Genomic DNA, 23,614 nt, shown 5'->3' with positions numbered 1-23,614 from the left:
GGTTGACGCGCCGCCCAGCCAGGAACTGGGGACATCCGGATGTGCGACTTGCCGCGAGTTCAGCTCGCATGAGGAAGTTTCTTTTTTTCATCGACGAACTCAGCACCTGGGTCGGCAAGGCGTTCGCCTGGCTGATCCTCGTCCTCACGCTCGGCGTCAGTTACGAGGTGTTCATGCGCTACGTGCTGCGGGCGCCGACCACCTGGGCATTCGACATCAGCTACATCACCTATGGCGCGATGTTCCTGATGGCCGGGGCGTATACGCTCTCGCGCAATGGTCATGTGCGCGCCGACGTGGTCTACCGGCTGTGGTCGCCGCGCACCCAGGCGACCATGGACCTCGTTCTCTACATTCTGTTCTTCCTGCCGGCGATTGCGGCCTTGATGTATTCGGGCTGGAATTATGCCGATATGTCGGTGCGCTTCCGCGAAGTCAGCATCTTCAGTCCAGCTGGCGTGCCGGTGTTTCCGCTCAAGGCGTTGATCCCGATCACAGGCCTGCTTCTGTTTCTGCAAGGCTTCGCTGAAATCATCCGCTGCGTGCTGTGCATCCGTACCGGCCAATGGCCGCAGCGCCTGCACGACGTGGAGGAGACCGAGAGCCTCATCATTCGCGAACGTCAGCAGCAGCAGGCGGCCGCGCAGCAGAGCGAGAGGGGAGCAGGCGCATGACCGATCCCCAACTCGGCATGCTGATGCTGGGCCTGTTCATCTTCATCATCATGCTCGGCTTCCCGATTGCCTTCACGCTGATGGCGATGGGCGTCTCGTTCGGCTACTACGCCTACTACACGCCCGGTCAGGAGTTCTTCCAGAACCGCATCTTCACGCTTCTGGTGCAGAAAACGTTCGAGGTCACGTCCAGCGACGTGCTGGTCGCAGTTCCGCTGTTCCTGTTCATGGGCTATTTGATCGAACGTGCGAACATTCTCGACCGCCTGTTCTACTCCCTGCAACTGTCGATGAAGAACGTGCCGGGCGCGCTTGCGGTGGCGACCCTGATCACTTGCGCAATGTTCGCCACCGCCACCGGCATCGTCGGCGCCGTTGTCACGCTGATGGGGCTGCTGGCTTTGCCCGCCATGCTGCGGGCCGGCTACGACACCAAGCTGTCGGCAGGCGTGGTCTGCGCCGGCGGCTGTCTTGGTATCCTGATTCCGCCGAGCATTCTCCTGATCGTCTATGCGGCGACCGCCGGCGTTTCGGCGGTCAAGCTCTATGCGGCCGCCTTCTTTCCAGGGTTCATGCTGGCTATGTTTTACATCGTCTATGCAATGGGGCGCGCGATCATCAATCCCGCGCTCGCACCGAAGCTGCCGCCCGAGCAGACCAACGTGCCGATCGCGACGGTGATCTGGGCGCTCGCCACGTCATTCCTGCCGCTGGCGCTGCTCATCGTTTCGGTGCTTGGCGCGATCCTGTTTGGCCTGGCGACGCCGTCCGAGGCGGCCGCGGTAGGTGCCCTCATGAGCATCGTTCTGGCGGCCGCCTATCGTTCGCTCAATTACACGATGATGAAGGAATCGGTATATCTGACGGTGCGCGCCACTGCGATGGTCTGCTACCTCTTCATCGGATCGTGGACGTTTTCCGCGGTGTTCGCCGTCCTTGGCGGACAGACCGTGGTCGAGCAATTCTTCGCCTCGATGAACCTGTCGCCGGTCCAGTTCCTGATATTGACCCAGGTGATCATCTTTCTGCTCGGCTGGCCGCTGGAATGGACCGAGATCATCATCATCTTCGTACCGATCTTCCTGCCCCTGCTTCCCAACTACGGCATCGATCCGATCTTCTTCGGCATCCTGGTCGCACTGAACACGCAGACCGCGTTCAATACGCCGCCTGTTGCGATGGCCGCCTTCTATCTGAAGGGCGTGGCGCCGCCGGAGGTGAAACTCACCGACATCTTCTCCGGCGCGCTCCCCTTTGTCGGCCTGGTCTTCCTCACCATGGCGCTGGTCTACATCTTCCCGGAAATTACGTTGTGGTTGCCCAACTACCTCTATGGATCGCGGTGAGCAGGTTGGGTAAACCGCTGAAAGGACGCGCATGAGTCTCAATGCGCTCGGGCTTGCGGAAGCGGCGGCCGGCATCCGCGATGGCCGGTTCAGCTCAGTGGAGCTTGTCGCCGACTGCTTGAAACGCATCGACGAGGCCGATCGCGACATCGAGGCGTGGGCTTTCCTCGATCGCGACTATGCGATGCGGCAGGCCGAGGCCGCCGACGACCGTCGCAAGCAGGGCAAGGCCACAGGCCCGTTGCATGGCGTGCCGCTGGGCATCAAGGATATCTTCGATACGGGCGACATGCCGACGGAGTTCGGATCAAGCCTGTGGGCCGGACGCACGCCGCGCCGCGATGCGGCGGCGGTGGCGCGCCTGCGTGCGGCAGGGGCCGTGATCCTCGGCAAGACGGTGACGACCGAGTATGCCTATTTCAATCCCGGCAAGACCCGAAATCCGCACAACCCGGCTCACACGCCGGGCGGATCGTCGTCGGGCTCCGCCGCGGCCGTTGCGGCGCTGATGGTGCCGGGCGCCATCGGCTCCCAGACCAACGGGTCCGTGATCCGACCTGCCGCCTTCTGCGGGGTGGTTGGCTTCAAGCCGACACACGGTCTCATTCCACGCAGCGGCGCGCTACTGCTATCGCGGGCACTCGATCATGTCGGCGTGTTTGCGCGCTCGGTCGACGATGCAGCACTGCTGGCACAGACGCTTGCAGGTTTCGACGAGGAAGATCCGGATACGCGCCCCCTTGCCTCTCCCCCCTTTGTCGAAATGGCGGCAAGCGAGCCGCCATTGCCGCCGCGGTTCGCCTTCGTGCGCTCGCCCGCGTGGAAGCATGTTGAGCAGGTGACAACGGAGGCGTTTGCCGAACTGGCGGAAGCGCTCGGCGAGCACGTTTCCGAAGTCGAGATCGGCCCGAGTTTCGAGCGCGCCATCGACATGCACCGCACCATCATGGAAGTGGAGATGGCGCACAACCTGCATCCCGATTTCGAGCAGGGCGTCGGATCCTTGAGCCAGGTATTGCGCGCGCTGATCGAGCGCGGCCGCATGGTGGCGGCCGTCGACTACACGCGCGCCTTGGCCAGCAGCGCACCGCTCAACGCGGCGCTCGACAGCGTGTTTGACGAATACGACGCGATTCTGACCCCGTCTGCACCGGGCCCGGCGCCGCGCGGCCTCGACAGTACCGGCAACCCCGTGTTCTGCTCGACGTGGACCTATCTCGGCACGCCGGCGGTGACGCTGCCGCTGCTGCAATCGGAAAGCGGCCTGCCCATTGGCGTTCAGTTGATCGGACGCCGCGGCAACGATGCGCGGCTCCTGCGGACAGCCAACTGGCTAATCAAAACTCTCGGAAAAGGCGGCCGCGACAGAGCCGCGCCTGCCAAAACCAGTGCCAAGACCAGTGCGCGTCGCGCGAAAACAAGGAGCGACAGATGACGAATTTCATCACCGGACTGATCGGCGTTGCCGGCGTCTGCGCGTTTCTCGGCATCATGCTCTGGTGGATCAAGGCGGTGCCGCTGATCATCATCTGCGTGTTGGTGATGGCGCTGTTGACTTACGACTTCTATCAATCGCTCCGCACCAACGGGAACGGCACGGGATAAGCCGCAAGGGCTGCGCAGCCTTTACTGCCCGACGCTCGCTAGCTTCCGCTGGCAGGCCTTGCTGATCCGTGAGCGGTTCTGCTTCAGGCAGGCCAGAATGACCTGATCACCATCCTGCATCTGCGCCCGGCAATACCGCGAGACGTCGCGCGCGCACTCGTCATGCCCCTCTCTTTTTTGTGTTTGTGCCGACACGCTTGAGGCCATCAGGATCAGGGGAATGACGAAAAGGATCTTGGTCATTTGTTATGCCTTCGTAGCCGGGAAACGCGATCAGCGCGCTCTATAGCGTTTTCTGGCGAGGTTGGAACCGGTCCGCGTCGGGAAAACGCGTCAAACGGGAATCCAGTGCGCCAAAATCCCGGCCGCACGCATTTGTGAACGGTGAATTGCCCGTTCGCGTTGTGAACGCCGCGAAACGAAAAACGCCTGCGTCGCATCGCCGCAAGCGTTCCCGGGAGCCGGTGGGCCAACTATTGCGCGGCGAGCTTGCCCTTCTTCGCCGCGAGATCGCGATCCATCACGGTGCGGCAGCCCGCGCTCAGGTCGGCGCGATGCTTGATCATGCAGGCGGTGATCTTCGGAATATTCGGGATTTCCGAGCTGCAGAGGCGGAATGCGTCGCCGGTGCACATCTGCTGCTGCTCAGAGGTGAAGGCGAAGCTCGCGGTCGACGACGCGGCGGCGAAAGAGATCGTCAAGGCCAGCACTGGACTGATCTTGCGAACGGCATTGAACAACATTGCGGTCATTGTCGGCTCCTGTTGGCTCGGCAGGCGAGCCCGTTGTTGATGGCAGGAGCATGCGCCCGGAACCGCGGGGCGACTGTGACTGACCTCACTCGAAGATAAGCCTCTCATCTCCTTCGCCTAACCGGCGGTTGTTCGCGAGACGTTAAGACATTGTTGGCATTAATGGCCCGTTGCGTGTGTATCCCGAGTATGTGGAAAGAGTAGCGATGCGTAATGCGTTGGGCCTGATGCTGGCCAGTGTAGTGACGGCGCTGGTGATAACCGGCGTTTGGTTCTGGACCTCCTCGCCGCGGACCGACGCGGCTGCACCCCAAACCGTTGCCGCCCGTGCGGCCGAGCCGGCGCCCGCCGCAGCCAGGCCCGCACTGAGGGACGACGTCGAGACCACGGCCTCGCTCTCGAAGCCGGCCCCTGCCCCCGCGCCCATGCCCGCAGCCCAGCCGATGCGATCGGCCTGCGCCAATCCCGACGCACTCGGCGTCAGCCGCACCGTCGTGATCGACACCACCGGCGGCCCCGGCTTCGGCTTCCTGCAATACAAGCAGTTCGACTTCCTGACCGAGAAAGAGGTCGTGCTGACCTTCGACGACGGCCCGTGGCCGACCACGCCCGCCGTGCTCAAGGCGCTATCGGATGAATGCACCAAGGCCTTGTTCTTCCCGGTCGGCAAGCACACGACGTATCATCCCGAGATTCTCAAGCAGGTCGCGGCCGCCGGGCACACCATCGGCTCGCATACCTGGTCGCACGCCCATCTCGACAGCAAGAAACTGACCGAAGCGCAGGTCAAGGAAGAGATCGAGAAGGGCTTTAGCGCGGTGAAGATGGCGCTGGGGACGGCGCCCGCGCCGTTCTTCCGCTTCCCGGGACTCGCGCACACACAGCCGGCGCTTGGCTATCTCGCCTCGCGCAACATCTCGATGTTTTCAGTTGATGTCGATTCGAACGACTTCAGGTCTTCCGGACCCGACCAGGTGATCCAGAACGTCATGACCAAGCTCGACAAGCAAGGCAAGGGCGTGATCCTGATGCACGACCTGCAGAAGAGCACGGCGCAGGCCTTGCCGACGCTGCTGCGCCGCCTGAAAGCCGGCGGCTACAGGGTCGTGCAGATGAAGGCCAAGCAGCAGCTCGAAACCCTGCCCGAATACGACGCGATGCTGGTCAAGGACCAGAAGATGCCGGCCGTTGCCAGCCGTCCGATCGGCAGCGTGGTGCAGACGGTTTCGCAGTAAGCCGACAGGCTCAAGCGTCACGCAAAACGCGCCCCTCGGAGTAATCCCGAGGGGCGCGTTTTGCTTTGGCAATGTTTACCAGTAGATGCCGTGGCGATGCAGCTCGCGGACGATGCGCGCTTCAATCCAGTGGTGCCTGCGGCGCGGTTTCATGCTCTTGGACATTAAGGCCGTTCTTCGAGCAACGGGCCTTCCGCGCTCGGCTCTCGACCGCTCAGCGGCCGGCTGTTGAACCTTTGCTGCCAGTCTGGGCGCCTCGGCCTTCGGTGTCTCGGCCTTCAGAGTCTCGGCCTTCGGTGTCTCAGCTTTGGGCTCGATCGCCGGCCGCTCGACATATTTCGGCGGTTCCGGCTGCGGGACTTCGGCGGTTTTCGGTGCATCGACAGCCTTCGCGGACGCCCGCTCGATGCCACCCAGCGACAAGCTCCGATCCCCAGCCTGAGCAGCAGTGGATGCCAGAACGAATCCTGCGATGAGAATGAGCTTACGCATGTTGATGTCTCCCCTTGAGGTCGAGGCAGAGACTAGGCCGGGCAGGGCGGTGCTTATGTGAGACAAGTCACGCAAACGCAGCCGTGACCGTGCGTGCTGACGAATTCAGGAAACTTTCGGAAAAGCGTGGTGCCGCAAACAGGACTCGAACCTGTGACCCCGTCATTACGAATGACGTGCTCTACCAACTGAGCTATTGCGGCGGACCGAAGCGGCGTCCGGGCGTTAGCCGCGAACGCCCGCACCTGATATCGGGCAGCGCCCCGATTGGCAAGAAAAACGCTAGCCCCGAAACGCTAGCTGCCGCCCCAGCGTGACAAAAATCCCCGCCAGCCGCCGGCCTGGGCCTTGGGCGGGGCGAGTTGTTCCGCGAATTCGTCCGCCGGGCCGTCCTCATCGATGCCGGGGTCGTCCGGGGCTCGAATGAGGGGGATTACGGCGGGAATCGGGGCTGGGACCGTCTTTGGAATATCCTGCCGCGAACGGAACAACGGGGCCGGCTGGCTTGGTGCCGGTTCGGCCGGCTTCGGCGGGGCCGGCTCTTGCGTCGGAAGAATGGTGGCCGCTTCGTGGCGAGTGGCCTCGGCGGGAGGCACTTCGGCGGCGGCCGCAGGTGGCGGCACATTGTCCTGCGCGGCCGGTGCCGCAGGCGGTTCGGGCGTGACGGGAGCAGTGGGCTCGGCAGGCTGCTCGTCCGCGGCTTCAGGCGGCGCAATCACCACGGCACGGCGCGGCGTCGCCAGCATGGCTTCCTCGAACGGGGAGGATTCGATCGTGCTCGCCTTGTCGGACGGCAGCGCCGCGACCGGCGTCTGCCACTGGAAGGCATCGAGCCGCCCGGTGACGGGGGAGACCGGCCGCCAGCGATCGCTGACATAGCCGTCCGCAGTCCAGGCCGGATCGTGCAGCGCGCGCACCGCGCGCAAAGTCCATGCGCGCGCGCGGCCACTATCGCCGTGCTCGGTGCGCTCGATCTCGGCCATCAACAGCGCGACGCGCTGCGTCGGCTGAGCGATGAAGGGCGCCAGCGCCTCGCGTGCCTTGGTGAACTCAGACGCGTCGATCGCGGCGCGCGCAATCGCCAGCGCGCCCTCGATATGGCCGGGCGTCTTCGCCGCCAGCGTCTCGACCCGCACCAGCCGTTGGCGCGCGGAATCCCCGAGCTTCACATGGGCATAGGCATCGGCCAGATCCGGATGCGGCTGCGCCAGCCACGCCGTCTCGACAAGCCGCATCGAGCGCCGCACCTGGTGCGCTTCGCTCTCGAACTTGCTCGCCAGCACGGCGGCGGGTACCAGCGTCGGCGCCAGCTTGACCGCTTCCATCGCGCTCTCGCGCGCCAGGTCGCGATCGACCTTTTCGAGTTCGAGCGCGCGTGCGGTGAGCAGCACGCCGCGCTGCCGGCGATAGGTCGCCTTGTCGATCAGCCCGGCCGATTGATTGTTGTCGAGAATTTTTAGCGCACCGGCCCAGTCGCCCTTGGCGCAGCAGAAGCCGAGCACGGCGTGCGATGCCCATGACGACGACGGCGACAGCTTCAGCGCTTCCTCGGCGAGCATGACGGCGGCGACCGGATCGTCGGCGCGCTGCGCCTCGATGAACAGGCCGCGCAGGCCCAACAGCCGCGTGTCTTCACGCTCGGCCATGGCGCGGAAGGCGCGCTGCGCGCCTTCGCGGTCGCCGTCGAGCTGCGCCGATTGCGCGTGCAGCAGCAGGGCCAGCGGATCATGCGCCGCGTGCTTTCGCGCGGCGTCCGCGTGAATGCGGGCAGCCGTGGAATCGCCATGGCCGATCGCGAGCAGGCCTTGCGTGATCGCATGCCGGCCGCGGGCCTGACGACGTTCGCGCTGGTTGCGGCGGATCCGTTGCGGCGTGCGCCACAGGCCGCGCAGGATCGCCCACAGCATCATCGCCGCAACGATGACGATGCCGAGCGCCAGCACGAACACCGGCAGCGTGGTCTGCACGCGATAGCCGCCCCAAGACAGCACGACATTGCCGGTCTGCTCGGCAATCCAGGCCGCGCCGGCTGCACCGAGCGCGATCAACAGCAGAAACAGAATGATCCGGACCATTGAAATCCTTATTGCGCCGGTTTGGCGAGCACAGCCATGGCCTCAGTCGCAAATTGACGGGATGCGGCCAGCGCGGCGTCGCGCGCATCGGCCGCCTCAAGCCATGATTGCGCCGCGGCGCGATCGGCCGGCTCCAGTGTCTTCAATTCCCGCCGCGCCTCGTTGAAATCATTGCGCAGCGCAGCCGCCGTGATCCGCGCCACCACGGCGCCGCGGTCCGTGCCGGCGGTATCGGTGCGTTCGATCTTGACCAGTTTGGCAGCGCCCGCCTGCAGACGGTCGAAGATGCCGGTGCCGGTGGTGTCGGCGCTCTGTTGGGCCGGCAACAGCTTTGGCACCAGCGCCAACAGTTCCGTGCTCAGCTTGCCGGCGTTCGGCACGCCCTTCTCCGCAAATTCATCGAGCGGCTTCAGCGCTTCGGGATTTGGTGCCAGCGCCTTGGCTGCGGCGAGCGCCGTCGGATAGGGATCGCCGATTCTGACCAGCACATCGAGCAGTGCTGCCGATACCACACGGCGCAGCGGCATATCATCCGCAGGTTTGGCTTCGGCTGTCGTGTCGGCAAGCTTGCTGCCTTGCTGCGCGATCTCGGCGCTCTGCGCCCGCATCTGGCTCTCGACCTTAGCGATGCGTTCCGCGAAAGCGGCGAGATCAGGCGACGCGGTGCCGTCGCCACGCGGCGTCGACTTCACCTCGTTGATGGCAGATGCCAGCTTCTCGCCTTGCGCGCGCGCCGTGGCGAGCTCCCCGCGCAGCGTCGCGACCGATTTTTCAAGTGCGTCAGTGCGCGCGGCCGCGGCCGGATCGGCCACGGGTTTGCCCACCTTGGATTCGAGGCCGGCGATTTGCGCGGTCAAACCGTCGATGGCGGCGGCGTTGAGCTGCGCGGTCTGCGATACGGAGGCCGGCTGAATCGCGGGCCAGCCCAGCATCCAGCCGACGCCGATCACCAGCGCCGCCGCGACCGCGCCGGAAACCGGCGCGACGATCCAAGGCGACACGGGCCGGGACCGCGGCTCCGCAATCCGTGACTCCTCAACTGGAGCCTCCTCAACCGGCGCTTGGGCGATCTCGGGCGCGGGTTCAGCCTCAGGCTCGGATGGCGCCTCGCCAGAACTCTTGGTCTCGCTCGACACTTCAGAGGCATCGAGATCGATGGTCGGCGGCTCACGCTTCGGCCGACCCGATTCGGGCAACGATCCAGTGTCTTCGGGCCTGTTGTCGACCATCACAGCGGTTCCCTTAAGGTGGTTAGATGCCGGAACTTAGCAGAATCGAGACGTCTTAGAGCATGATCCGGCCGTGGCGGCACCGGTTTTCCGATAAGACCATGCTCAGACTTAAAGATTAGGACCCGATCGAGCCTGCAACGCCCGGTCCAGCGCCTCGAACAGGGCGTTTTCATCCGGTGAAACCGCCGTCGTGACCTGGGTCGCGCCGGCGTCCCGCAACACCGCGGCGACGCCTGCCGAAATGCAACACTGCGGCAGCGCCAATGCCGAGATTTCGACGCCGCCGAAGCGCGCCGCCTCCAGAAACGCACGCGCGCTGCGCCGCGAGTAATGCAGCACGGCCTCGACCTCATGCGCCACGAAAGCGTCACATATTTCCCGCGGCAGGTTGGGCACGGGCACCATCCGGTACGTGGTATGCGTCACCACCGTAAAACCCTTCTCGCCGAGTTCACCGGCGAGGTCGCGCGCGAGATCGGCGCCGGCAAGGTACAGGATCGGGCTCGCCTTCTTCAGTTGCTTCGATTTCGCGTTCGCCAGCACCAGATCGCGCAACGCGCCGGCGTCGCCCTTGGAGGCGATCACGTCGCCAAACCCCGCATCGCGGGCCGCCGCTGCGGTATTTTCTCCGACCGCGAACAGTGGCAGGTTGAGAAGCTGGCCGTCGGCAAGATGGGGCGAGATGGCGCGCAGCGCGTTGGCGCTGGTGACGATAACGGCGCCATAGGTCGCGTCCGCATCGTCCTGGAACGGCACCGGCTCGAACCGCAGCATCGGCGCGCGCAGCACGTCGAACCCCCGCGCGCGGAGGGCCTTCGCCGTCATCTCATCATCCGGACTTGGTCGCGTCACGAGAACGGCCATATTTCAGATCTCCGCCAAACCGGTTTCGGTACGCGCAGGCGATTGCACGTTGTGACCTCGTAATGCTACCCGGTTACGGAAGCGTTGTTTTTGGCGATAGCGCAAGGGTTCAAATTGGACAACGACAAGCCGATGCTGGTGTTGGGTATCGAGACCACCTGCGATGAAACCGCAGCCGCCGTGGTCGAGCGCCAGCGCGACGGCAGCGGAAAGATTTTGTCCAATATCGTGCGCTCGCAGACCTCGGAACACGCCCGTTTCGGCGGCGTGGTGCCGGAGATCGCGGCGCGCGCCCATGTCGACCTGCTCGACGGCATCGTCGGCCAGGCCATGAAGGACGCCAATGTGGGCTTCGCGCAATTGTCGGCGGTGGCGGCCGCCGCGGGTCCCGGCCTGATCGGCGGCGTGATTGTCGGCCTCACCACCGCCAAGGCCATTGCGATGGTGCATGACACGCCGCTGATCGCGGTCAATCATCTCGAAGCGCACGCGCTGACGCCGCGGCTCACTTGCGCGCTCGCCTTTCCCTATTGCCTGTTTCTCGCCTCCGGCGGTCACACCCAGATCGTCGCCGTGGTCGGCGTCGGCAAATATGTGCGGCTCGGCACCACCGTCGACGACGCGATGGGGGAAGCCTTCGACAAGGTCGCAAAGATGTTGTCGCTGCCCTATCCGGGCGGCCCTGAGGTCGAGCGCGCGGCGGGAAGTGGCGACGCCAAACGTTTCGCCTTTCCGCGGCCGATGCTCGGCCGGCAGGATGCGAATTTCTCGCTGTCGGGATTGAAGACGGCGGTTCGTAATGAGGCCAACCGCCTGGCGCCGCTGGAGCCGCAGGATGTCAGCGACCTCTGCGCCAGTTTTCAGGCCGCGGTGCTGGAATCGACCGCAGATCGGCTGAGCGTCGGCTTGCGATTGTTTCACGAGCAATTCGGCCCGCCCCGCGCGTTGGTCGCCGCCGGTGGCGTCGCCGCCAATCATGCTATTCGCGGGGCGCTGCAGGATGTCGCCTCGAAGGCGCAGACCACGCTGATCATTCCGCCGCCTGCGCTCTGCACCGATAACGGCGCCATGATCGCCTGGGCCGGCGCGGAGCGGATGGCGCTGGGATTGACCGATACGATGGATGCGCCGCCGCGCGCGCGCTGGCTGCTCGACGCCAACGCAACCGCGCCGGCCGGCTTCGCCAACACCCGCGCTGGATTCTGACATGACGTCCTTCAAATCCGTCGCGGTGATCGGCGGTGGCGCCTATGGCACCGCGCTCGCCTGCGCCGCGGTGCGCGCCGGCCGCAAAGTCGTGCTCTATGCGCGAAGCGCCGAAAGCGCCGCGCAGATGCAGACGACGCGAAACAATCCAAAACTACCCGGCGTGAGCCTCGACAGCAGTATCGGCGTCACGGCCGACATCGCTGCCGCGGCACGCACGGACATCGTCCTGCTTGCGACGCCTGCGCAAAGTTTGCGCGAAGCCGCGGCGACGCTAGCGCCGCACCTCAAGCCAAAGACACCCGTCGTCGCCTGTGCCAAGGGCATCGAGCGCGGCACCCACCGCTTCATGACCGAGATCATTGCCGAGACCATACCGGAAGCAATCCCGGCGATCCTGTCGGGACCGAACTTCGCCGACGACGTCGCGCGAGGCCTTCCGACCGCCGTGACGCTTGCGGCAAGGGACGAAAAGCTGGCGAGCCGTCTGGTGCAGGCGCTGGGCTCATCAACCTTCCGGCCCTATCACACCACGGATGTTCGCGGCGTCGAGATCGGCGGCGCGGCCAAGAACGTGCTGGCGATCGCAGCCGGGATCGTCGTCGGCCGTCAGCTCGGTGCCTCGGCGCTGGCCGCACTGACCACGCGCGGCTTCAGCGAACTCGCTCGCCTCGGCCGCGCCTGCGGCGCGCGCAGCGAAACGCTGGCGGGCCTGTCGGGTCTCGGCGATCTGATCCTGAGCTGCTCCAGTCCGCAGTCCCGCAATTTGGCATTTGGCATAGCGCTTGGGCGCGGCGAGCCGCCGAACCGTGACAAACTCGCCGAAGGTGAGTTCACCGCGCCGGTCTTGATCGAGCTGGCGGCTTCGCAAAACGTCGATATGCCGGTATCAAATGCGGTCGCGGCGATCCTCGGCGGCAAGGCGACGATCGACGCAGCGATCGAAGGCCTGCTGACGCGGCCGTTCAAGGCGGAGGAATGACGATGGCGTACTGGCTGGTGAAATCTGAACCGTCGGCCTGGTCATGGGACCAGCAGGTCGCAAAGGGAGCAAAAGGCGAAGCCTGGACTGGCGTGCGCAATTTCACCGCGCGGCAGAATCTGGTGAACATGAAGAAGGGCGACAAAGCCTTCTTCTATCATTCCAACGAGGGCAAGGAGATCGTCGGCATCGCGGAAGTCATCAAGGAAGCCTATCCCGATCCGACCGACAAGACCGGCAAATTCGTCTGCGTCGACATCAAGGCCGACAAGCCGTTGAAGACGCCGGTGACGATGGCCGCGATCAAGGCTGACAAGAAGCTCGCCGACATGGCGCTGGTGAAATATTCGCGGCTGTCGGTGCAGCCGGTCACGGCGGAAGAGTGGAAGCTGGTCTGCAAGATGGGCGGGCTGTAGCGCGCGCCATTGGTAGGGTGGGCAAAGCGCAGCGTGCCCACCATTCAAGAACACAGCTCGTGGAAAGACGGTGGGCACGCTTCGCTTTGCCCACAAGAGCTACGGTTTACGCGGCCGCCGCCGCGGTCACCACCTGCGCCAGCAGGGCCTCGCGTTTCGCCTGCGTGCGGTAGCCTTTCATCGTCGCGGCAAAGCGCTCGAGGATGCCGTCTTCGAACGCGGTGACGATGGTGTCGTGGACGTAGCTCTTGCGGCAGATCGCCGGCGTGTTCGAGAGTTCGTCGGCCGCCGCGCGCACCGCTTCGAGCACCTGCTTCTTGCGGCCGCGGGCGCTCGCCGCCGGTGAAATTCGCGACAATGATTCCAGCACCACGGCCGATGCCATCAGCGTGCGGAAATCCTTCAGCGAAATCTTGATGCCGGCGATCTCGCGCAGGAACCCGTTCACGGCCGTGGTCGAGGCTGCGCGCACGACGCCAGACCTGTCGCGGTACTGGAACATGCGCTTGCCCGGCACGGTGCGCAGGATGCCGATGGCGCGCACCAGCTTGGCGGCGTCGCATTCCTTGCGCACGGCCTTGCCGCCCTTGGCCTTGAAAGTCAGGACGAGGCAATCGTCTTCCAGCGTGACGTTCGATTTCAGCAGCGTGGTGGCGCCGCGGGTGCCGTTGAGACGAGCATATGACTCGTTGCCGGGACGGATCGCGGTACGCGCGATCAACTCGATCACGGCCGAGAGCGCAAACTCCCGCGTCGGCTCCTCGCCCGACAGATACGCAGAGACCTTCCGCCGGATCTTGGGCAGCGCCGCGACCAGTTTGGCGAGGCGATGCGCCTTGCGGTGCTCGCGGACCTTTTCCCAATCGGCGTGGTAGCGGTATTGCAACCGGCCAGCGGCATCAAAGCCGACCGCCTGCAGATGCGAATTCGGATCGGCCGAATAGCGAACGTCGCGATAGGCCGGCGGCACCGCCATCGAATGCAGGCGCCGGATCGTTCCGGCGTGACGGATCTGCGTGCCATTGGCGCGAATGAATGAATAGCTTTTTCCGCGCTTGATGCGGCGGATGGTCAGGCCGTTTTGATCGCCGAGTTTGAGGCCAAGTTCTTCTGCCAGCGCTTCGACGGTGATAATGCGCGGCTTTGCCGCGGACGATTTGGCAGGTTCCTTCGGCAGTTGCCCGAGCGCTTCGGCCAATGCGACGGCAGGATCGGCGGAAACGGGCCGCGTAGCCTCGAAATTCTGCTGATCCATCATGTCCGTTGTCGCCTTGCTCCGCCTGTTTCGCCGGTAATGCCGTTTGTTATGGCTTGTTCCGGGAGGCCTCCGGCCCCGGGGAGGCCATTTAGGAGGTAACGAACCAGTTTGCGAGTCCCGAATCCGTCATTGACGGTTATTAGATACCAATATTGGGAGCCATTCGGCCGATAACGTTGATTTGCCCTGAGCGGGACCCGCGAAAAATACTCAGACTTTGATCCGCGACAAGGCCGGGAACCGGCTGGCCGACCAAGGTCGCAGACGTTCCGCCTTGTCCGGGCATCGTCCCGCGACGCATAATCGCTGCAACAATCAGGGACGATTTGTGGCCGCCGAGCATCCGGCCGCAATGAGTGGGAGGATAAAGATGTCCGAGAAGATTTACGACGTATCCGCCGATTGGGCCAAACGTGCCTACGTCGATGACGCCAAGTACCGCGAAATGTACGCCCGCTCGGTCTCGGACCCCAATGGTTTCTGGGCCGAACAGGCCAAGCGCATCGACTGGATCAAGCCCTTCCACAAGGTCGAAAACGTCTCCTACGCCCCCGGCAACATCTCGATCAAATGGTTCGAGGATGGCGTTCTGAACGCCGCCTGGAACTGCATCGACCGGCATCTCGACAAGCGCGGCAACCAGACCGCCATCATCTGGGAGGGCGACGATCCCTCGCAGTCCAAGCACATCACCTATCGCCAGTTGCACGACGAAGTCTGCAAGATGGCCAACATCCTGCGCACGCGAAACGTCAAGAAGGGCGACCGCGTCACGATCTATCTGCCGATGATCCCGGAAGCCGCCTACGCGATGTTGGCCTGCGCGCGCATCGGCGCCATTCATTCCGTGGTGTTCGCCGGCTTCTCACCGGATAGCCTCGCCCAACGCATCACCGATTGCCGGTCCAAGGTCGTCATCACCGCAGACGAGGGACTGCGCGGCGGCAAGAAGGTGCCGCTGAAAGCAAATGTCGACGCGGCGATCGAGAAAGCGGGTGGCGTCGATTGGGTTGTCGTCGTGAAGCGCACCGGCGCACCGGTCGACATGAATCCGACGCGCGATTTCTGGTACCACGAAGTGGCCAAGCTGGTAACGACGGAATGCCCGGTCGAGCACATGCACGCGGAAGACCCGCTGTTCATCCTCTATACATCGGGCTCTACCGGTCAGCCCAAGGGCGTGCTGCACACCACCGGCGGCTATCTCGTGTTCGCGGCGATGACGCATCAATACGTGTTCGACTATCACGACGGCGACATCTACTGGTGTACCGCCGACGTCGGCTGGGTTACCGGCCACAGCTACATTCTCTATGGGCCGCTGGCGAACGGCGCCACCACGCTGATGTTCGAGGGCGTGCCGAACTATCCGGACAATTCGCGCTTCTGGAACGTCATCGACAAGCACAACGTCAATATCTTCTACACCGCGCCGACCGCGATCCGCGCGCTGATGCAAAGCGGCGACGAGCCGGTGAAGAAGACCTCGCGCAAGAGCCTGCGCCTGCTCGGCTCGGTCGGCGAGCCGATCAATCCGGAAGCATGGGAATGGTATCACCGCGTGGTTGGTGACGGCCGCTGCCCGATTGTCGACACCTGGTGGCAGACCGAGACCGGCGGCATCCTGATCACGCCACTGCCGGGCGCGACAAAACTCAAGCCGGGTTCGGCGACGCGGCCGTTCTTCGGCGTGGTGCCGGAGATCGTCGACGCCGACGGCAAAGTGCTGGAGGGCGAATGCACCGGCAATCTCTGCCTCGCCAAATCCTGGCCGGGGCAGATGCGCACGGTCTATGGCGACCACGCGCGGTTCGAGCAGACCTATTTCACAACCTACAAGGGCAAGTATTTCACCGGCGACGGCTGCCGCCGAGATGCCGACGGCTATTACTGGATCACCGGCCGCGTCGACGACGTCATCAACGTCTCGGGCCACCGCATGGGTACCGCCGAAGTCGAGAGCTCGCTGGTGGCGCATGCCAAGGTGTCGGAAGCGGCCGTGGTCGGCTATCCCCACGATATCAAGGGCCAGGGCATCTACGCCTATGTGACGTTGATGGCCGGTACCGAGCCGACCGAGGAGCTGCGGAAAGAGCTGGTCGCCTGGGTGCGCAAGGACATCGGCCCGATCGCGTCCCCCGACCAGATCCAGTTCGCGCCGGGCCTGCCGAAAACCCGCTCCGGCAAGATCATGCGCCGCATCCTGCGCAAGATCGCCGAGGATGAACCCTCCAGCCTCGGCGACACCTCGACGCTCGCCGACCCCGCCGTGGTCGACGACCTCGTGAAGAACCGGCAGAACAAGAAGGGCGCACCGGCGTAGCACGCCGCTGAAGCAAGCATCTCGTCCCGGACCCGGGACGAGGCAATGCCGAGTTTTGCGGCAATCCCATCGCCCACGCGTTTGTCAGTGGCGAGCCCGCCTCACTGGGCTTTTCGCCGCTGCGTGTTGTTTTACGGTCATTTACTTTGATTCGAACATTCCCTTGGTTCCCCCATCGAAAACAATCTCGAAGGCTGGCGTTGAAACCAGCCGGTCAGTTCGCGCGACTAAACTGAAAACGCGTGGACGAGACAGCAGGCCGTCAAGGCTTGAAAGGACATTTGAGGGCCCCCGAGAGGGGCGGGCAAAGGCGGAGCTGGGGAATGTCGAAGTGGATTGCGGTGGCGTTGGCCGCCACCTTGGCTGCGGGCACTATGATGTCGTCGCAGGCACAAGCGAGGCCGGAACTGGTCGATGTCAGCGGCGAGTACGCGCCGGGCACGATCGTGGTGAAGACCGGCGAGCGACGTCTCTATCTCATTCTCGAGTCCGGCCGCGCCATGCGCTATCCGGTCGGCGTCGGCAAGGCCGGCAAGCAATGGTTGGGCACCACAAAGATCGACGGCAAGTATCTCAACCCGGCCTGGTCGCCGCCGAGCGAAGTCAGGCGCGACAAGCCCTATATGCCCGACGTGATTCCCGGCGGCTCGCCGCGCAACCCGATGGGCGTCGCGGCGATGACGCTGGCCGGCGGCGAGTATGCCATTCACGGCACCAACGTGCCGGGCTCGGTCGGCGGCTTCGTGTCCTACGGTTGTATCCGCATGCTCAACGACGACATCTCCGATCTCTATCAACGCGTGCCGGTCGGAACGACGGTGACCGTCATGCACTGATCTTCGGATTGAATTGAACGCAAAGGCCGCCGCGATCGCGCGGCCTTTTCATTTCGGCAGTGCCTGGCCCGCGTTCGCGCACCATCCGTTGCGATGACCGCCGCCATAGCCGCGTGCATGACCTGCCGCGAGCATGGCGGTCGAAATATTCCCGGTGCGCCGGGTCGCGGCCTCCGCCACGACCCGGCCGCTATATTTGTCCGGTCCAATGTTGAAGATCGTGACGCCGCCTTCGCCGAGCAGCGCGCGCAGCGCACCGGTCGCCGCCTCCGCCATCTGCAATTCACCAGGGCACGATGCCTTCAATTCGGGCGCGTCGATCCCGCGCAGGCGTACGCGCGTGGTCGGCTCAACGCCGGGCGACAAATACACCCGCGCCTCAAACGTGTCGCCATCGATGGTCCGAATGACATCGACGGGATGGCGCATGTCAGGACTTCCAGAGTGCTTCCAGACCATCTCGGCATCGCGCGCCGCCTGGCTGTCGGCAAAGTCAGGCAACGACCGGCGTAGCCAATCCCGCACCGGCAGCGTCGTCGCCGCCGCCACGCAAAACACGAACATCCACGGCAAGGCCGCCGCAAACCAGCGGCGCCGCGGACCCCGGCGCGAGGTCCGGTAAGCATTTATCTTCTCGTATGGAGGCATGTTCCCGACTAAGAGCTGAGTCGGGTCGTCCGGCAAGAGCCGGTGCGGTCAAAAATCCGAAGCGATCCCTTTGCGCTCCCAATCGCCGTAGCGGGTCGGTTCCGGGCCCTTCGGGCCCTGGAATTCCTTCTGCTGCGGCATGGCGCAGGCGTCAGTGGCCTTGCGGCGCGCTTCGGCCTCGGCAAGCGCGCGCTCGGCTGCGGGCGTCAGCTTCTTGCGTTCCGCAACCGGCGCGGGGGATGAAGAATTGTCGGTCATCGCAGCTCTCCCATAGCACGGGATGAGCGCACAGATGACATCACAATCGGGAAATTGTCTGTGGCGATTCTTACATTTGGCATATTCGCATGCCAAATGAGCGTTTCATTTCATTGGCATGAGCCGAAACCTTTCCGCCTTCCGAGATATTCCTGCTTCATGCCCTCTTCAAGATTCGCAGTACCTTCAGAAGTGCCCGGCCTCGCGGCGCGGCGGATCGCAGCTGATATTCTCGACGGCGTGCTGCACAAGCATCGCACCCTCGACGACCAGCTCGACGGCGCAGGCGCCCATCCCGGACTGAAGGCGCTCGCCGATCGCGATCGCGCGCTGATGCGGCGGCTGGTGGCGACGATCCTGCGGCGGCTCGGCACGCTCGGCCATTTGCTGTCGCGCCTGCTCGATCGCGGCATTCCGACGGATGCGCCGCGGGCACAGAGCGCGCTTCTGATCGGCGCGGCGCAGATTCTCTGGATGGACGTGCCGGATCACGCCGCCGTCGATCTTTCGGTGCGGCTGGTGCAATCGGACCGCCGCGCCGCAAAGTATGCCGGCCTCGTCAATGCCGTGCTGCGCCGCTGCGCCCGCGAGGGACAGCCACTGATCGAGGAAGTCAAGTCGCAGACGCTTGATGTCCCGCCGTGGCTGTTGACGCGCTGGATCGGCGCCTATGGCGAGACCACCGCGTGCGAGATGGCGCGCGCCATCGGCCACGAGCCGTCCCTCGACATCACCGTGAAGACGGACGCGGCGCAATGGGCGAGCCGCCTGCATGGCGAAGCCTTGCCGACCGGAACCGTGCGTACGCTGCTGCAGGGTTCGGTGACCATGCTGCCCGGTTTCTCCGAGGGACAGTGGTGGGTGCAGGACGCCGCCGCCGCGCTGCCGGCGCGATTGTTCGGCGATTGCGCCGGCAAGAGCATCGTCGATCTCTGCGCCGCGCCCGGCGGCAAGACCGCGCAGCTCGCGCACGCCGGCGCGCGCGTCACCGCGGTCGATCGCTCGCCGGCGCGCATGGCGCGGCTGCGCGACAATCTGGCCCGGCTTTCGCTACAGGCCGATGACATCGTGACCGATGCGGCCGAATGGCAAGGCAGCGGCAATGGAGGTTACGACGGCGTGCTGGTGGATGCACCCTGCACCTCCACCGGCACCATCCGCCGACACCCCGATGTCGCCTGGCTGCGTCAGGAAGCCGACATTGCGGCGCTGTCCGCGCTACAGAAACGGTTGCTGCAAAAGGCGGTCGCCCTGCTCAAGCCGGGCGGAACGCTGGTCTATTGTACCTGCTCGCTGGAGCCCGAGGAAGGCGAACAGGCGGTCGCGTCCCTGCTCGCTGCCGAACCGGGCATGCGCCGTGTCCCGGTCGAGGTGGACGAGGTCGCAGGCCTCAGCGAAATCGTGACCGCAAGCGGCGATTTACGCACCCTTCCCTGCCATTTGCCCCATGACGACCCCCGGCTCGGCGGGCTGGATGGATTTTACGCGGCGCGGCTGGTTAAAACCTGATTTTAGACCGGAATCACCCTGCCTTCGGGGTGATTCGTCGATTTTCAAGATGGTGTCTTACCGGCGTTTCCGGATTAAAAGGATTCGCCAGAATACCCCTCCCCTCCTTAAGCCAAGGCACGGCGTGTCGGTCGCTCAACGCAGACGCATCTCGACGCTTATCATGAGCCGCTCGGCGCGGACCGTGATCGCCCGCGCGACCGGCGTCACGGTGGCGGTATCGCGGCTGTGGCCGGGCCGCGCCGACCGGCTGATCATCGCTCCGCACGATCTGCGCACCGCCGACGCCACCCGCGCCGCGGAAATCTATGCCGGCCGCTTCGTGTTCGCCGGCAAAATCGTCACCTGCCATGGCCGCTCGATATTCGATCTCGAGCCGCCGTCGGAAGATTGGGAAGTCGCGCTGCTCGGCTTCGGCTGGCTGCGGCACCTGCGCGCCGCCGACACCGCGCTGACCCGCGCCAATGCCCGCTCGCTGGTCGACGACTGGATCTCGAATCCGGCGCGCAAGCGGCCGCTCGAACGCCGCCCCGACGTGCTGGCGCGCCGCGTGATCTCGCTGTTGTCGCAGGCGCCGCTGGTGCTCGGCGACACCGACGGAAAATTCTATCGCAAATATCTGCGCGGGCTGACCCGCGAAATTCGATATCTTCGCTACACGATGCTCGACATCGCCGACGGCGTGCCGCGGCTGCAGGTCCTGATCGCGCTGTGCTACGCCTCGCTGTGCCTGGCCAATCAGGCGCGACACATCCGCTCCGCGACGCGACGGCTTTCCGACGAATTGCAGCGCCAGATCCAGCCCGACGGCGGGCATATTTCGCGCAACCCCGGCGCGCTGGTCGAACTGCTCAGCGACCTCCTGCCCCTGCGCCAGACCTTTGCCGCCCGCAACATCGCGCCGCCGCCCGCGCTGTTGAATGCGATCGACCGCATGATGCCGATGCTGCGCTTCTTCCGTCATGGCGATGGCAGCTTCGCGCTGTTCAACGGCATGAGCAACGCCCCCTCGGACCTGGTGGCGACGCTGCTCGCCTATGACGACACGCACGGCGTGCCGATGGCGAACATGCCGCATACCGGCTTCCAGCGCCTCGACGCCGGCACGACGACCGTCATCATCGATAGCGGCCCGCCGCCGCCGCCGAATGTCAGCCAGGAAGCGCACGCCGGGTGTCTCTCGTTCGAACTGTCTTCGGGGTCGAGCCGGATCGTGGTCAATTGCGGGATGCCCTCGACCGGCAGGGATAATTGGCGCACCTTTGCCCGCAGCACCGCGGCGCATTCGACCCTGACCTATCACGAGGCGTCCTCATGCCAGTTCGTCGAATTGTCGGCGATGAAACGCCTGCTGCAGGGCGCGCCGGTCGTCAGCGGTCCGGTCAACGTGGAAAGCTACCGCGAGACGGTGGGCGACGGCGATCTCCTGACCACCTCGCATGACGGCTATCTCGCACGCTTCGGCGTCGTGCATCGCCGGGTGCTGATGATCTCCCATGACGGCGCAAGGCTCGACGGCGAGGACACCGTGTCGCCGGCGCCGGGGACGCGCATCAAGGGCGCGGAGACCGATTTTGCGCTGCGGTTTCATCTTCATCCCGCGGTGAAGGCTAGCCGCCTCAGCGATGCGCGCGGCGTCATGCTGGTATTGCCCAACCGCGACGTCTGGACCTTCGAGGCGCTCGACGACAAGGTCGATCTCGAAGATAGCGTGTTTCTGGCCGGCAATGACGGCCCGCGCCGCACCGCCCAGATCGTGATCCGCCAGGATTCCCGCCACGCCTCCTCGATCCGCTGGAGCTTTGTCCGCTCAAGCACGTCGGCAAGCGCCACCAACGCCCGGCGCACTGCGCGGCGCGAGCCGGAATTGCCGCTCTGAGCCCTTCCCGGCCAGATTTCCACACCCGGATTTGGCGCCTTCTGGCGGTTTCATGACCGGCCAATCCATGCTACCGGGCTGGCCTTAACAGCCAGGAATCCAGCCATGACCGACCATCCGCGCCGCGTGACCCGCGCCCTGTTGTCCGTTTCCGACAAGACCGGCCTGATCGAATTTGCCCAGGCGTTGGCAGGACATGGCGTCGAGCTGGTCTCGACCGGCGGCACGGCGAAGGCGATCGCCGCCGCGGGGTTGAAGGTCAGGGATGTCTCCGAACTCACCGGCTTCCCTGAAATGATGGACGGCCGGGTCAAGACGCTGCATCCGAAGGTGCATGGCGGCCTGCTCGCGATCCGCGACAACAAGGAGCACGCCGACGCCATGAAGGCGCACGGCATCGCGCCGATCGATCTGCTCGTCGTCAACCTCTACCCGTTCGAGGCGACCGTCGACAAAGGCGCTGCTTACGAAGACTGCATCGAGAATATCGATATCGGCGGGCCCGCGATGATCCGGGCGGCGGCAAAGAATCACGACGACGTCGCCGTCGTCGTCGAGGCGCAGGACTATCAGGCCGTGCTCGACGAACTCGCCGCCAACAAGGGCGCAACGACGCTCGCGTTGCGCCGCCGCCTCGCCGCAAAAGCCTATGCGCGCACCGCCGCCTACGACGCCGCGATCTCGAACTGGTTTGCTACGCAGCTCAAGGACAACGCGCCGGATTTCCGCGCCTTTGGCGGCCGGTTGATTCAGTCCTTGCGCTATGGCGAGAATCCGCACCAGACCGCGGCGTTTTATGCGACACCCGACAAGCGGCCCGGCGTCTCCACCGCGCGCCAGTTGCAGGGCAAGGAACTGTCCTACAACAACATCAACGATACCGACGCAGCTTACGAATGCGTCGGTGAATTCGATCCGAAGCGCACGGCCGCCTGCGTTATCGTGAAACATGCAAACCCCTGCGGCGTTGCGGAGGGTCCTGATCTCGTCACCGCCTATCGCCGCGCGCTCGCCTGCGACTCGACGTCGGCCTATGGCGGCATCATCGCAGTCAACCGCACGCTGGATGCGGAGGCCGCACGCGCCATCATCGGCATTTTCACCGAAGTGATCATCGCCCCCGACGCCACCGAAGAGGCGATCTCGATCATCGGCAGCAGGCGTAATTTGCGCCTGTTGCTCGCGGGCGGCCTGCCCGACCCGCGCAGGGTCGGCCTGACCGCCAAGACGGTTGCCGGCGGCTTGCTGGTGCAGAGCCGCGACAATGCGGTGGTTGAGGACATGGACATCAAAGTCGCAACCAAGCGCGCGCCGACCGACGCCGAACTGCGCGATCTCAAATTCGCCTTCCGCGTCGCCAAGCACGTCAAGTCGAACACCATCATCTACGCCAAGGATCTCGCCACTGTGGGCATCGGCGCCGGCCAGATGAGCCGGGTCGATTCGGCGCGTATTGCCGCCCGCAAGGCACAGGATGCTGCGGCCGAAATGAAGCTCGCTGAACCGCTGACCAAAGGCTCCGTCGTCGCATCCGATGCGTTCTTCCCCTTCGCCGACGGCATGCTGGCCTGCATCGAAGCCGGCGCAACGGCGGTAATCCAGCCCGGCGGTTCGATGCGCGATGAAGAAGTAATAAAGGCCGCCGACGACCACGGCATCGCCATGGTGTTCACCGGCGTCAGGCATTTCAGGCACTGATGCGCGTCGTCCCTGCCTCCGTGCGCAATCGCACACTCGGCGCAGGGACCCATAACCACAGGTTTGCGTTGTTGACGGAGGCCGTCTACCCACGCCGCGGCGTATGGGTCCCGGATCGCGCTCGCGTTGCTCGCTTGCCCAGGACGACGAACTGATTTGCCGCGCACGCAAGCGCAATCATGCCGCAATCATGCAACGACCTGGGACAAGATAAGCCGAGGGGCAAACCACTTCTGATTTTCAGAAATCGTGTCAAGCTTGGGAATCAAAGATATTCCGCTTTCGTTCTCACCCAAATCAGTCGCATAACTCCGCCCGTCTCACGG

22 protein-coding genes and 1 tRNA gene are annotated in these 23,614 nt (G+C 64.6%); 13 read left to right on the top strand and 10 right to left on the bottom strand.

The window, feature by feature from the left end; all coding sequences use genetic code 11:
* Positions 1-68: 68 nt before the first annotated feature.
* Genes CQ13_RS09895 through CQ13_RS42750 form a run of 4 tightly spaced genes read left to right on the top strand, consistent with a single transcriptional unit; the run spans position 69 to position 3,625 of the window.
* A complete protein-coding gene (locus tag CQ13_RS09895; protein WP_057842703.1) occupies positions 69-674 on the top strand; it encodes a TRAP transporter small permease subunit in 606 nt (201 codons plus the stop codon).
* Positions 671-2,020 (top strand): TRAP transporter large permease, encoded by a 1,350-nt coding sequence (locus CQ13_RS09900; protein ID WP_057842702.1) that lies wholly within the window; start codon positions 671-673, stop codon positions 2,018-2,020. Before CQ13_RS09895 ends, CQ13_RS09900 begins: the two co-directional genes overlap by 4 nt.
* 31 nt (positions 2,021-2,051) lie before the next feature.
* On the top strand, positions 2,052-3,455 hold the full coding sequence (locus CQ13_RS09905; protein ID WP_082637395.1) for an amidase: 1,404 nt from the start codon (positions 2,052-2,054) through the stop codon (positions 3,453-3,455).
* On the top strand, positions 3,452-3,625 hold the full coding sequence (locus CQ13_RS42750) for a hypothetical protein (protein WP_156433602.1): 174 nt from the start codon (positions 3,452-3,454) through the stop codon (positions 3,623-3,625). The genes CQ13_RS09905 and CQ13_RS42750 overlap by 4 nt, the downstream gene beginning before the upstream one ends.
* 21 nt (positions 3,626-3,646) lie before the next feature.
* On the opposite strand, the gene CQ13_RS09910 is transcribed toward CQ13_RS42750, so the two are convergent.
* Both CQ13_RS09910 and CQ13_RS09915 read right to left on the bottom strand, forming a co-directional pair.
* On the bottom strand, positions 3,647-3,868 hold the full coding sequence (locus CQ13_RS09910; RefSeq protein WP_057842701.1) for a hypothetical protein: 222 nt from the start codon (positions 3,866-3,868) through the stop codon (positions 3,647-3,649).
* 230 nt (positions 3,869-4,098) lie between these two features.
* Positions 4,099-4,377 carry a hypothetical protein gene (locus tag CQ13_RS09915; RefSeq protein WP_156433601.1) on the bottom strand — a complete coding sequence of 93 codons (279 nt, stop codon included), beginning with the start codon at positions 4,375-4,377 and terminating at the stop codon, positions 4,099-4,101.
* A gap of 206 nt (positions 4,378-4,583) precedes the next feature.
* Here CQ13_RS09915 and CQ13_RS09920 point away from each other — a divergent pair, with 206 nt between their 5' ends.
* Positions 4,584-5,612 carry a polysaccharide deacetylase family protein gene (locus CQ13_RS09920; protein ID WP_057842700.1) on the top strand — a complete coding sequence of 343 codons (1,029 nt, stop codon included), beginning with the start codon at positions 4,584-4,586 and terminating at the stop codon, positions 5,610-5,612.
* Between the two features lie 75 nt (positions 5,613-5,687).
* On the opposite strand, the gene CQ13_RS09925 is transcribed toward CQ13_RS09920, so the two are convergent.
* The 5 genes from CQ13_RS09925 to CQ13_RS09945 all read right to left on the bottom strand — a co-directional run bounded on the left by CQ13_RS09925 (position 5,688) and on the right by CQ13_RS09945 (position 10,275).
* The gene (locus CQ13_RS09925) at positions 5,688-6,104 is read right to left on the bottom strand and encodes a hypothetical protein (RefSeq protein WP_063800057.1); all 417 of its coding nucleotides are present in this window, start codon (positions 6,102-6,104) and stop codon (positions 5,688-5,690) included.
* Between the two features lie 127 nt (positions 6,105-6,231).
* A tRNA-Thr gene (locus CQ13_RS09930) sits at positions 6,232-6,307 on the bottom strand.
* A gap of 93 nt (positions 6,308-6,400) precedes the next feature.
* Entirely contained in the window at positions 6,401-8,179 is a 1,779-nt protein-coding gene (locus CQ13_RS09935; protein WP_057842698.1) for a heme biosynthesis protein HemY, read from the bottom strand.
* Positions 8,180-8,187: 8 nt separating this feature from the next.
* On the bottom strand, positions 8,188-9,408 hold the full coding sequence (locus tag CQ13_RS09940) for a COG4223 family protein (RefSeq protein ID WP_057842697.1): 1,221 nt from the start codon (positions 9,406-9,408) through the stop codon (positions 8,188-8,190).
* A gap of 111 nt (positions 9,409-9,519) precedes the next feature.
* Positions 9,520-10,275: a uroporphyrinogen-III synthase gene (locus tag CQ13_RS09945; RefSeq protein ID WP_057842696.1), complete on the bottom strand. Its 756-nt coding sequence runs from the start codon at positions 10,273-10,275 to the stop codon at positions 9,520-9,522.
* A 132-nt stretch (positions 10,276-10,407) separates the two neighbouring features.
* Between CQ13_RS09945 and tsaD the strand changes: the two genes are divergently transcribed.
* From tsaD to CQ13_RS09960, 3 genes are read left to right on the top strand one after another with little or no spacing between them, the layout of a single operon-like run.
* Entirely contained in the window at positions 10,408-11,481 is a 1,074-nt protein-coding gene (tsaD, locus tag CQ13_RS09950) for a tRNA (adenosine(37)-N6)-threonylcarbamoyltransferase complex transferase subunit TsaD (RefSeq protein ID WP_057842741.1), read from the top strand.
* 1 nt (position 11,482) lies between these two features.
* Complete coding sequence (locus CQ13_RS09955; protein ID WP_057842695.1) at positions 11,483-12,463, top strand: NAD(P)H-dependent glycerol-3-phosphate dehydrogenase; 981 nt, start codon at positions 11,483-11,485, stop codon at positions 12,461-12,463.
* Between the two features lie 2 nt (positions 12,464-12,465).
* Positions 12,466-12,879: an EVE domain-containing protein gene (locus CQ13_RS09960; protein WP_057842740.1), complete on the top strand. Its 414-nt coding sequence runs from the start codon at positions 12,466-12,468 to the stop codon at positions 12,877-12,879.
* A 106-nt stretch (positions 12,880-12,985) separates the two neighbouring features.
* Here the strand turns inward: CQ13_RS09960 and CQ13_RS09965 are convergent, their stop codons facing one another.
* Positions 12,986-14,137 carry a DNA topoisomerase IB gene (locus CQ13_RS09965; protein ID WP_057842694.1) on the bottom strand — a complete coding sequence of 384 codons (1,152 nt, stop codon included), beginning with the start codon at positions 14,135-14,137 and terminating at the stop codon, positions 12,986-12,988.
* 370 nt (positions 14,138-14,507) lie between these two features.
* Here CQ13_RS09965 and acs point away from each other — a divergent pair, with 370 nt between their 5' ends.
* Entirely contained in the window at positions 14,508-16,460 is a 1,953-nt protein-coding gene (acs, locus tag CQ13_RS09970) for an acetate--CoA ligase (RefSeq protein ID WP_057842693.1), read from the top strand.
* A gap of 323 nt (positions 16,461-16,783) precedes the next feature.
* The gene (locus CQ13_RS09975) at positions 16,784-17,296 is read left to right on the top strand and encodes a L,D-transpeptidase (protein ID WP_057842692.1); all 513 of its coding nucleotides are present in this window, start codon (positions 16,784-16,786) and stop codon (positions 17,294-17,296) included.
* A gap of 48 nt (positions 17,297-17,344) precedes the next feature.
* Here CQ13_RS09975 and CQ13_RS09980 read toward each other — a convergent pair whose 3' ends face one another.
* Positions 17,345-17,944, bottom strand: a complete 600-nt coding sequence (locus CQ13_RS09980; protein WP_197427293.1) for a thermonuclease family protein — start codon at positions 17,942-17,944, stop codon at positions 17,345-17,347.
* Between the two features lie 48 nt (positions 17,945-17,992).
* A complete protein-coding gene (locus CQ13_RS09985) occupies positions 17,993-18,202 on the bottom strand; it encodes a DUF1674 domain-containing protein (protein WP_057842690.1) in 210 nt (69 codons plus the stop codon).
* A 159-nt stretch (positions 18,203-18,361) separates the two neighbouring features.
* Between CQ13_RS09985 and CQ13_RS09990 the strand changes: the two genes are divergently transcribed.
* The 3 genes from CQ13_RS09990 (at position 18,362) to purH (ending at position 23,288) form a co-directional block, all read left to right on the top strand.
* A complete protein-coding gene (locus CQ13_RS09990) occupies positions 18,362-19,711 on the top strand; it encodes an RsmB/NOP family class I SAM-dependent RNA methyltransferase (protein WP_057842739.1) in 1,350 nt (449 codons plus the stop codon).
* Positions 19,712-19,874: 163 nt separating this feature from the next.
* Positions 19,875-21,590, top strand: coding sequence for a heparinase II/III family protein (locus CQ13_RS09995; protein ID WP_057842689.1), 1,716 nt, complete (start codon positions 19,875-19,877; stop codon positions 21,588-21,590).
* A 105-nt stretch (positions 21,591-21,695) separates the two neighbouring features.
* Positions 21,696-23,288 carry a bifunctional phosphoribosylaminoimidazolecarboxamide formyltransferase/IMP cyclohydrolase gene (purH, locus tag CQ13_RS10000; protein WP_057842688.1) on the top strand — a complete coding sequence of 531 codons (1,593 nt, stop codon included), beginning with the start codon at positions 21,696-21,698 and terminating at the stop codon, positions 23,286-23,288.
* Positions 23,289-23,614: the final 326 nt, after the last annotated feature.

It is taken from the genome of Bradyrhizobium retamae (genome assembly GCF_001440415.1).
Classification (GTDB): domain Bacteria; phylum Pseudomonadota; class Alphaproteobacteria; order Rhizobiales; family Xanthobacteraceae; genus Bradyrhizobium; species Bradyrhizobium retamae.
This window is presented reverse-complemented; position numbering and strand designations above follow the sequence as displayed.

What these genes read in the sequence shown, in the direction of transcription:
- CQ13_RS09900 (WP_057842702.1), top strand. Translation starts at nt 671, where the DNA reads ATGACCGATCCCCAACTCGGCATGCTGATGCTGGGCCTGTTCATCTTC.
- CQ13_RS09905 (WP_082637395.1), top strand. Translation starts at nt 2,052, where the DNA reads ATGAGTCTCAATGCGCTCGGGCTTGCGGAAGCGGCGGCCGGCATCCGC.
- CQ13_RS09960 (WP_057842740.1), top strand. Translation starts at nt 12,466, where the DNA reads ATGGCGTACTGGCTGGTGAAATCTGAACCGTCGGCCTGGTCATGGGAC.
- CQ13_RS09895 (WP_057842703.1), top strand. Translation starts at nt 69, where the DNA reads ATGAGGAAGTTTCTTTTTTTCATCGACGAACTCAGCACCTGGGTCGGC.
- CQ13_RS09910 (WP_057842701.1), bottom strand. Translation starts at nt 3,868, where the DNA reads ATGACCAAGATCCTTTTCGTCATTCCCCTGATCCTGATGGCCTCAAGC.
- CQ13_RS09955 (WP_057842695.1), top strand. Translation starts at nt 11,483, where the DNA reads ATGACGTCCTTCAAATCCGTCGCGGTGATCGGCGGTGGCGCCTATGGC.
- acs (WP_057842693.1), top strand. Translation starts at nt 14,508, where the DNA reads ATGTCCGAGAAGATTTACGACGTATCCGCCGATTGGGCCAAACGTGCC.
- CQ13_RS09990 (WP_057842739.1), top strand. Translation starts at nt 18,362, where the DNA reads ATGCCCTCTTCAAGATTCGCAGTACCTTCAGAAGTGCCCGGCCTCGCG.
- CQ13_RS09995 (WP_057842689.1), top strand. Translation starts at nt 19,875, where the DNA reads ATGAGCCGCTCGGCGCGGACCGTGATCGCCCGCGCGACCGGCGTCACG.
- CQ13_RS09985 (WP_057842690.1), bottom strand. Translation starts at nt 18,202, where the DNA reads ATGACCGACAATTCTTCATCCCCCGCGCCGGTTGCGGAACGCAAGAAG.
- CQ13_RS09980 (WP_197427293.1), bottom strand. Translation starts at nt 17,944, where the DNA reads ATGCCTCCATACGAGAAGATAAATGCTTACCGGACCTCGCGCCGGGGT.
- CQ13_RS09975 (WP_057842692.1), top strand. Translation starts at nt 16,784, where the DNA reads ATGTCGAAGTGGATTGCGGTGGCGTTGGCCGCCACCTTGGCTGCGGGC.
- CQ13_RS09915 (WP_156433601.1), bottom strand. Translation starts at nt 4,377, where the DNA reads ATGACCGCAATGTTGTTCAATGCCGTTCGCAAGATCAGTCCAGTGCTG.
- tsaD (WP_057842741.1), top strand. Translation starts at nt 10,408, where the DNA reads ATGCTGGTGTTGGGTATCGAGACCACCTGCGATGAAACCGCAGCCGCC.
- CQ13_RS09920 (WP_057842700.1), top strand. Translation starts at nt 4,584, where the DNA reads ATGCGTAATGCGTTGGGCCTGATGCTGGCCAGTGTAGTGACGGCGCTG.
- CQ13_RS09925 (WP_063800057.1), bottom strand. Translation starts at nt 6,104, where the DNA reads ATGCGTAAGCTCATTCTCATCGCAGGATTCGTTCTGGCATCCACTGCT.
- CQ13_RS09965 (WP_057842694.1), bottom strand. Translation starts at nt 14,137, where the DNA reads ATGATGGATCAGCAGAATTTCGAGGCTACGCGGCCCGTTTCCGCCGAT.
- purH (WP_057842688.1), top strand. Translation starts at nt 21,696, where the DNA reads ATGACCGACCATCCGCGCCGCGTGACCCGCGCCCTGTTGTCCGTTTCC.
- CQ13_RS09945 (WP_057842696.1), bottom strand. Translation starts at nt 10,275, where the DNA reads ATGGCCGTTCTCGTGACGCGACCAAGTCCGGATGATGAGATGACGGCG.
- CQ13_RS09940 (WP_057842697.1), bottom strand. Translation starts at nt 9,408, where the DNA reads ATGGTCGACAACAGGCCCGAAGACACTGGATCGTTGCCCGAATCGGGT.
- CQ13_RS42750 (WP_156433602.1), top strand. Translation starts at nt 3,452, where the DNA reads ATGACGAATTTCATCACCGGACTGATCGGCGTTGCCGGCGTCTGCGCG.
- CQ13_RS09935 (WP_057842698.1), bottom strand. Translation starts at nt 8,179, where the DNA reads ATGGTCCGGATCATTCTGTTTCTGCTGTTGATCGCGCTCGGTGCAGCC.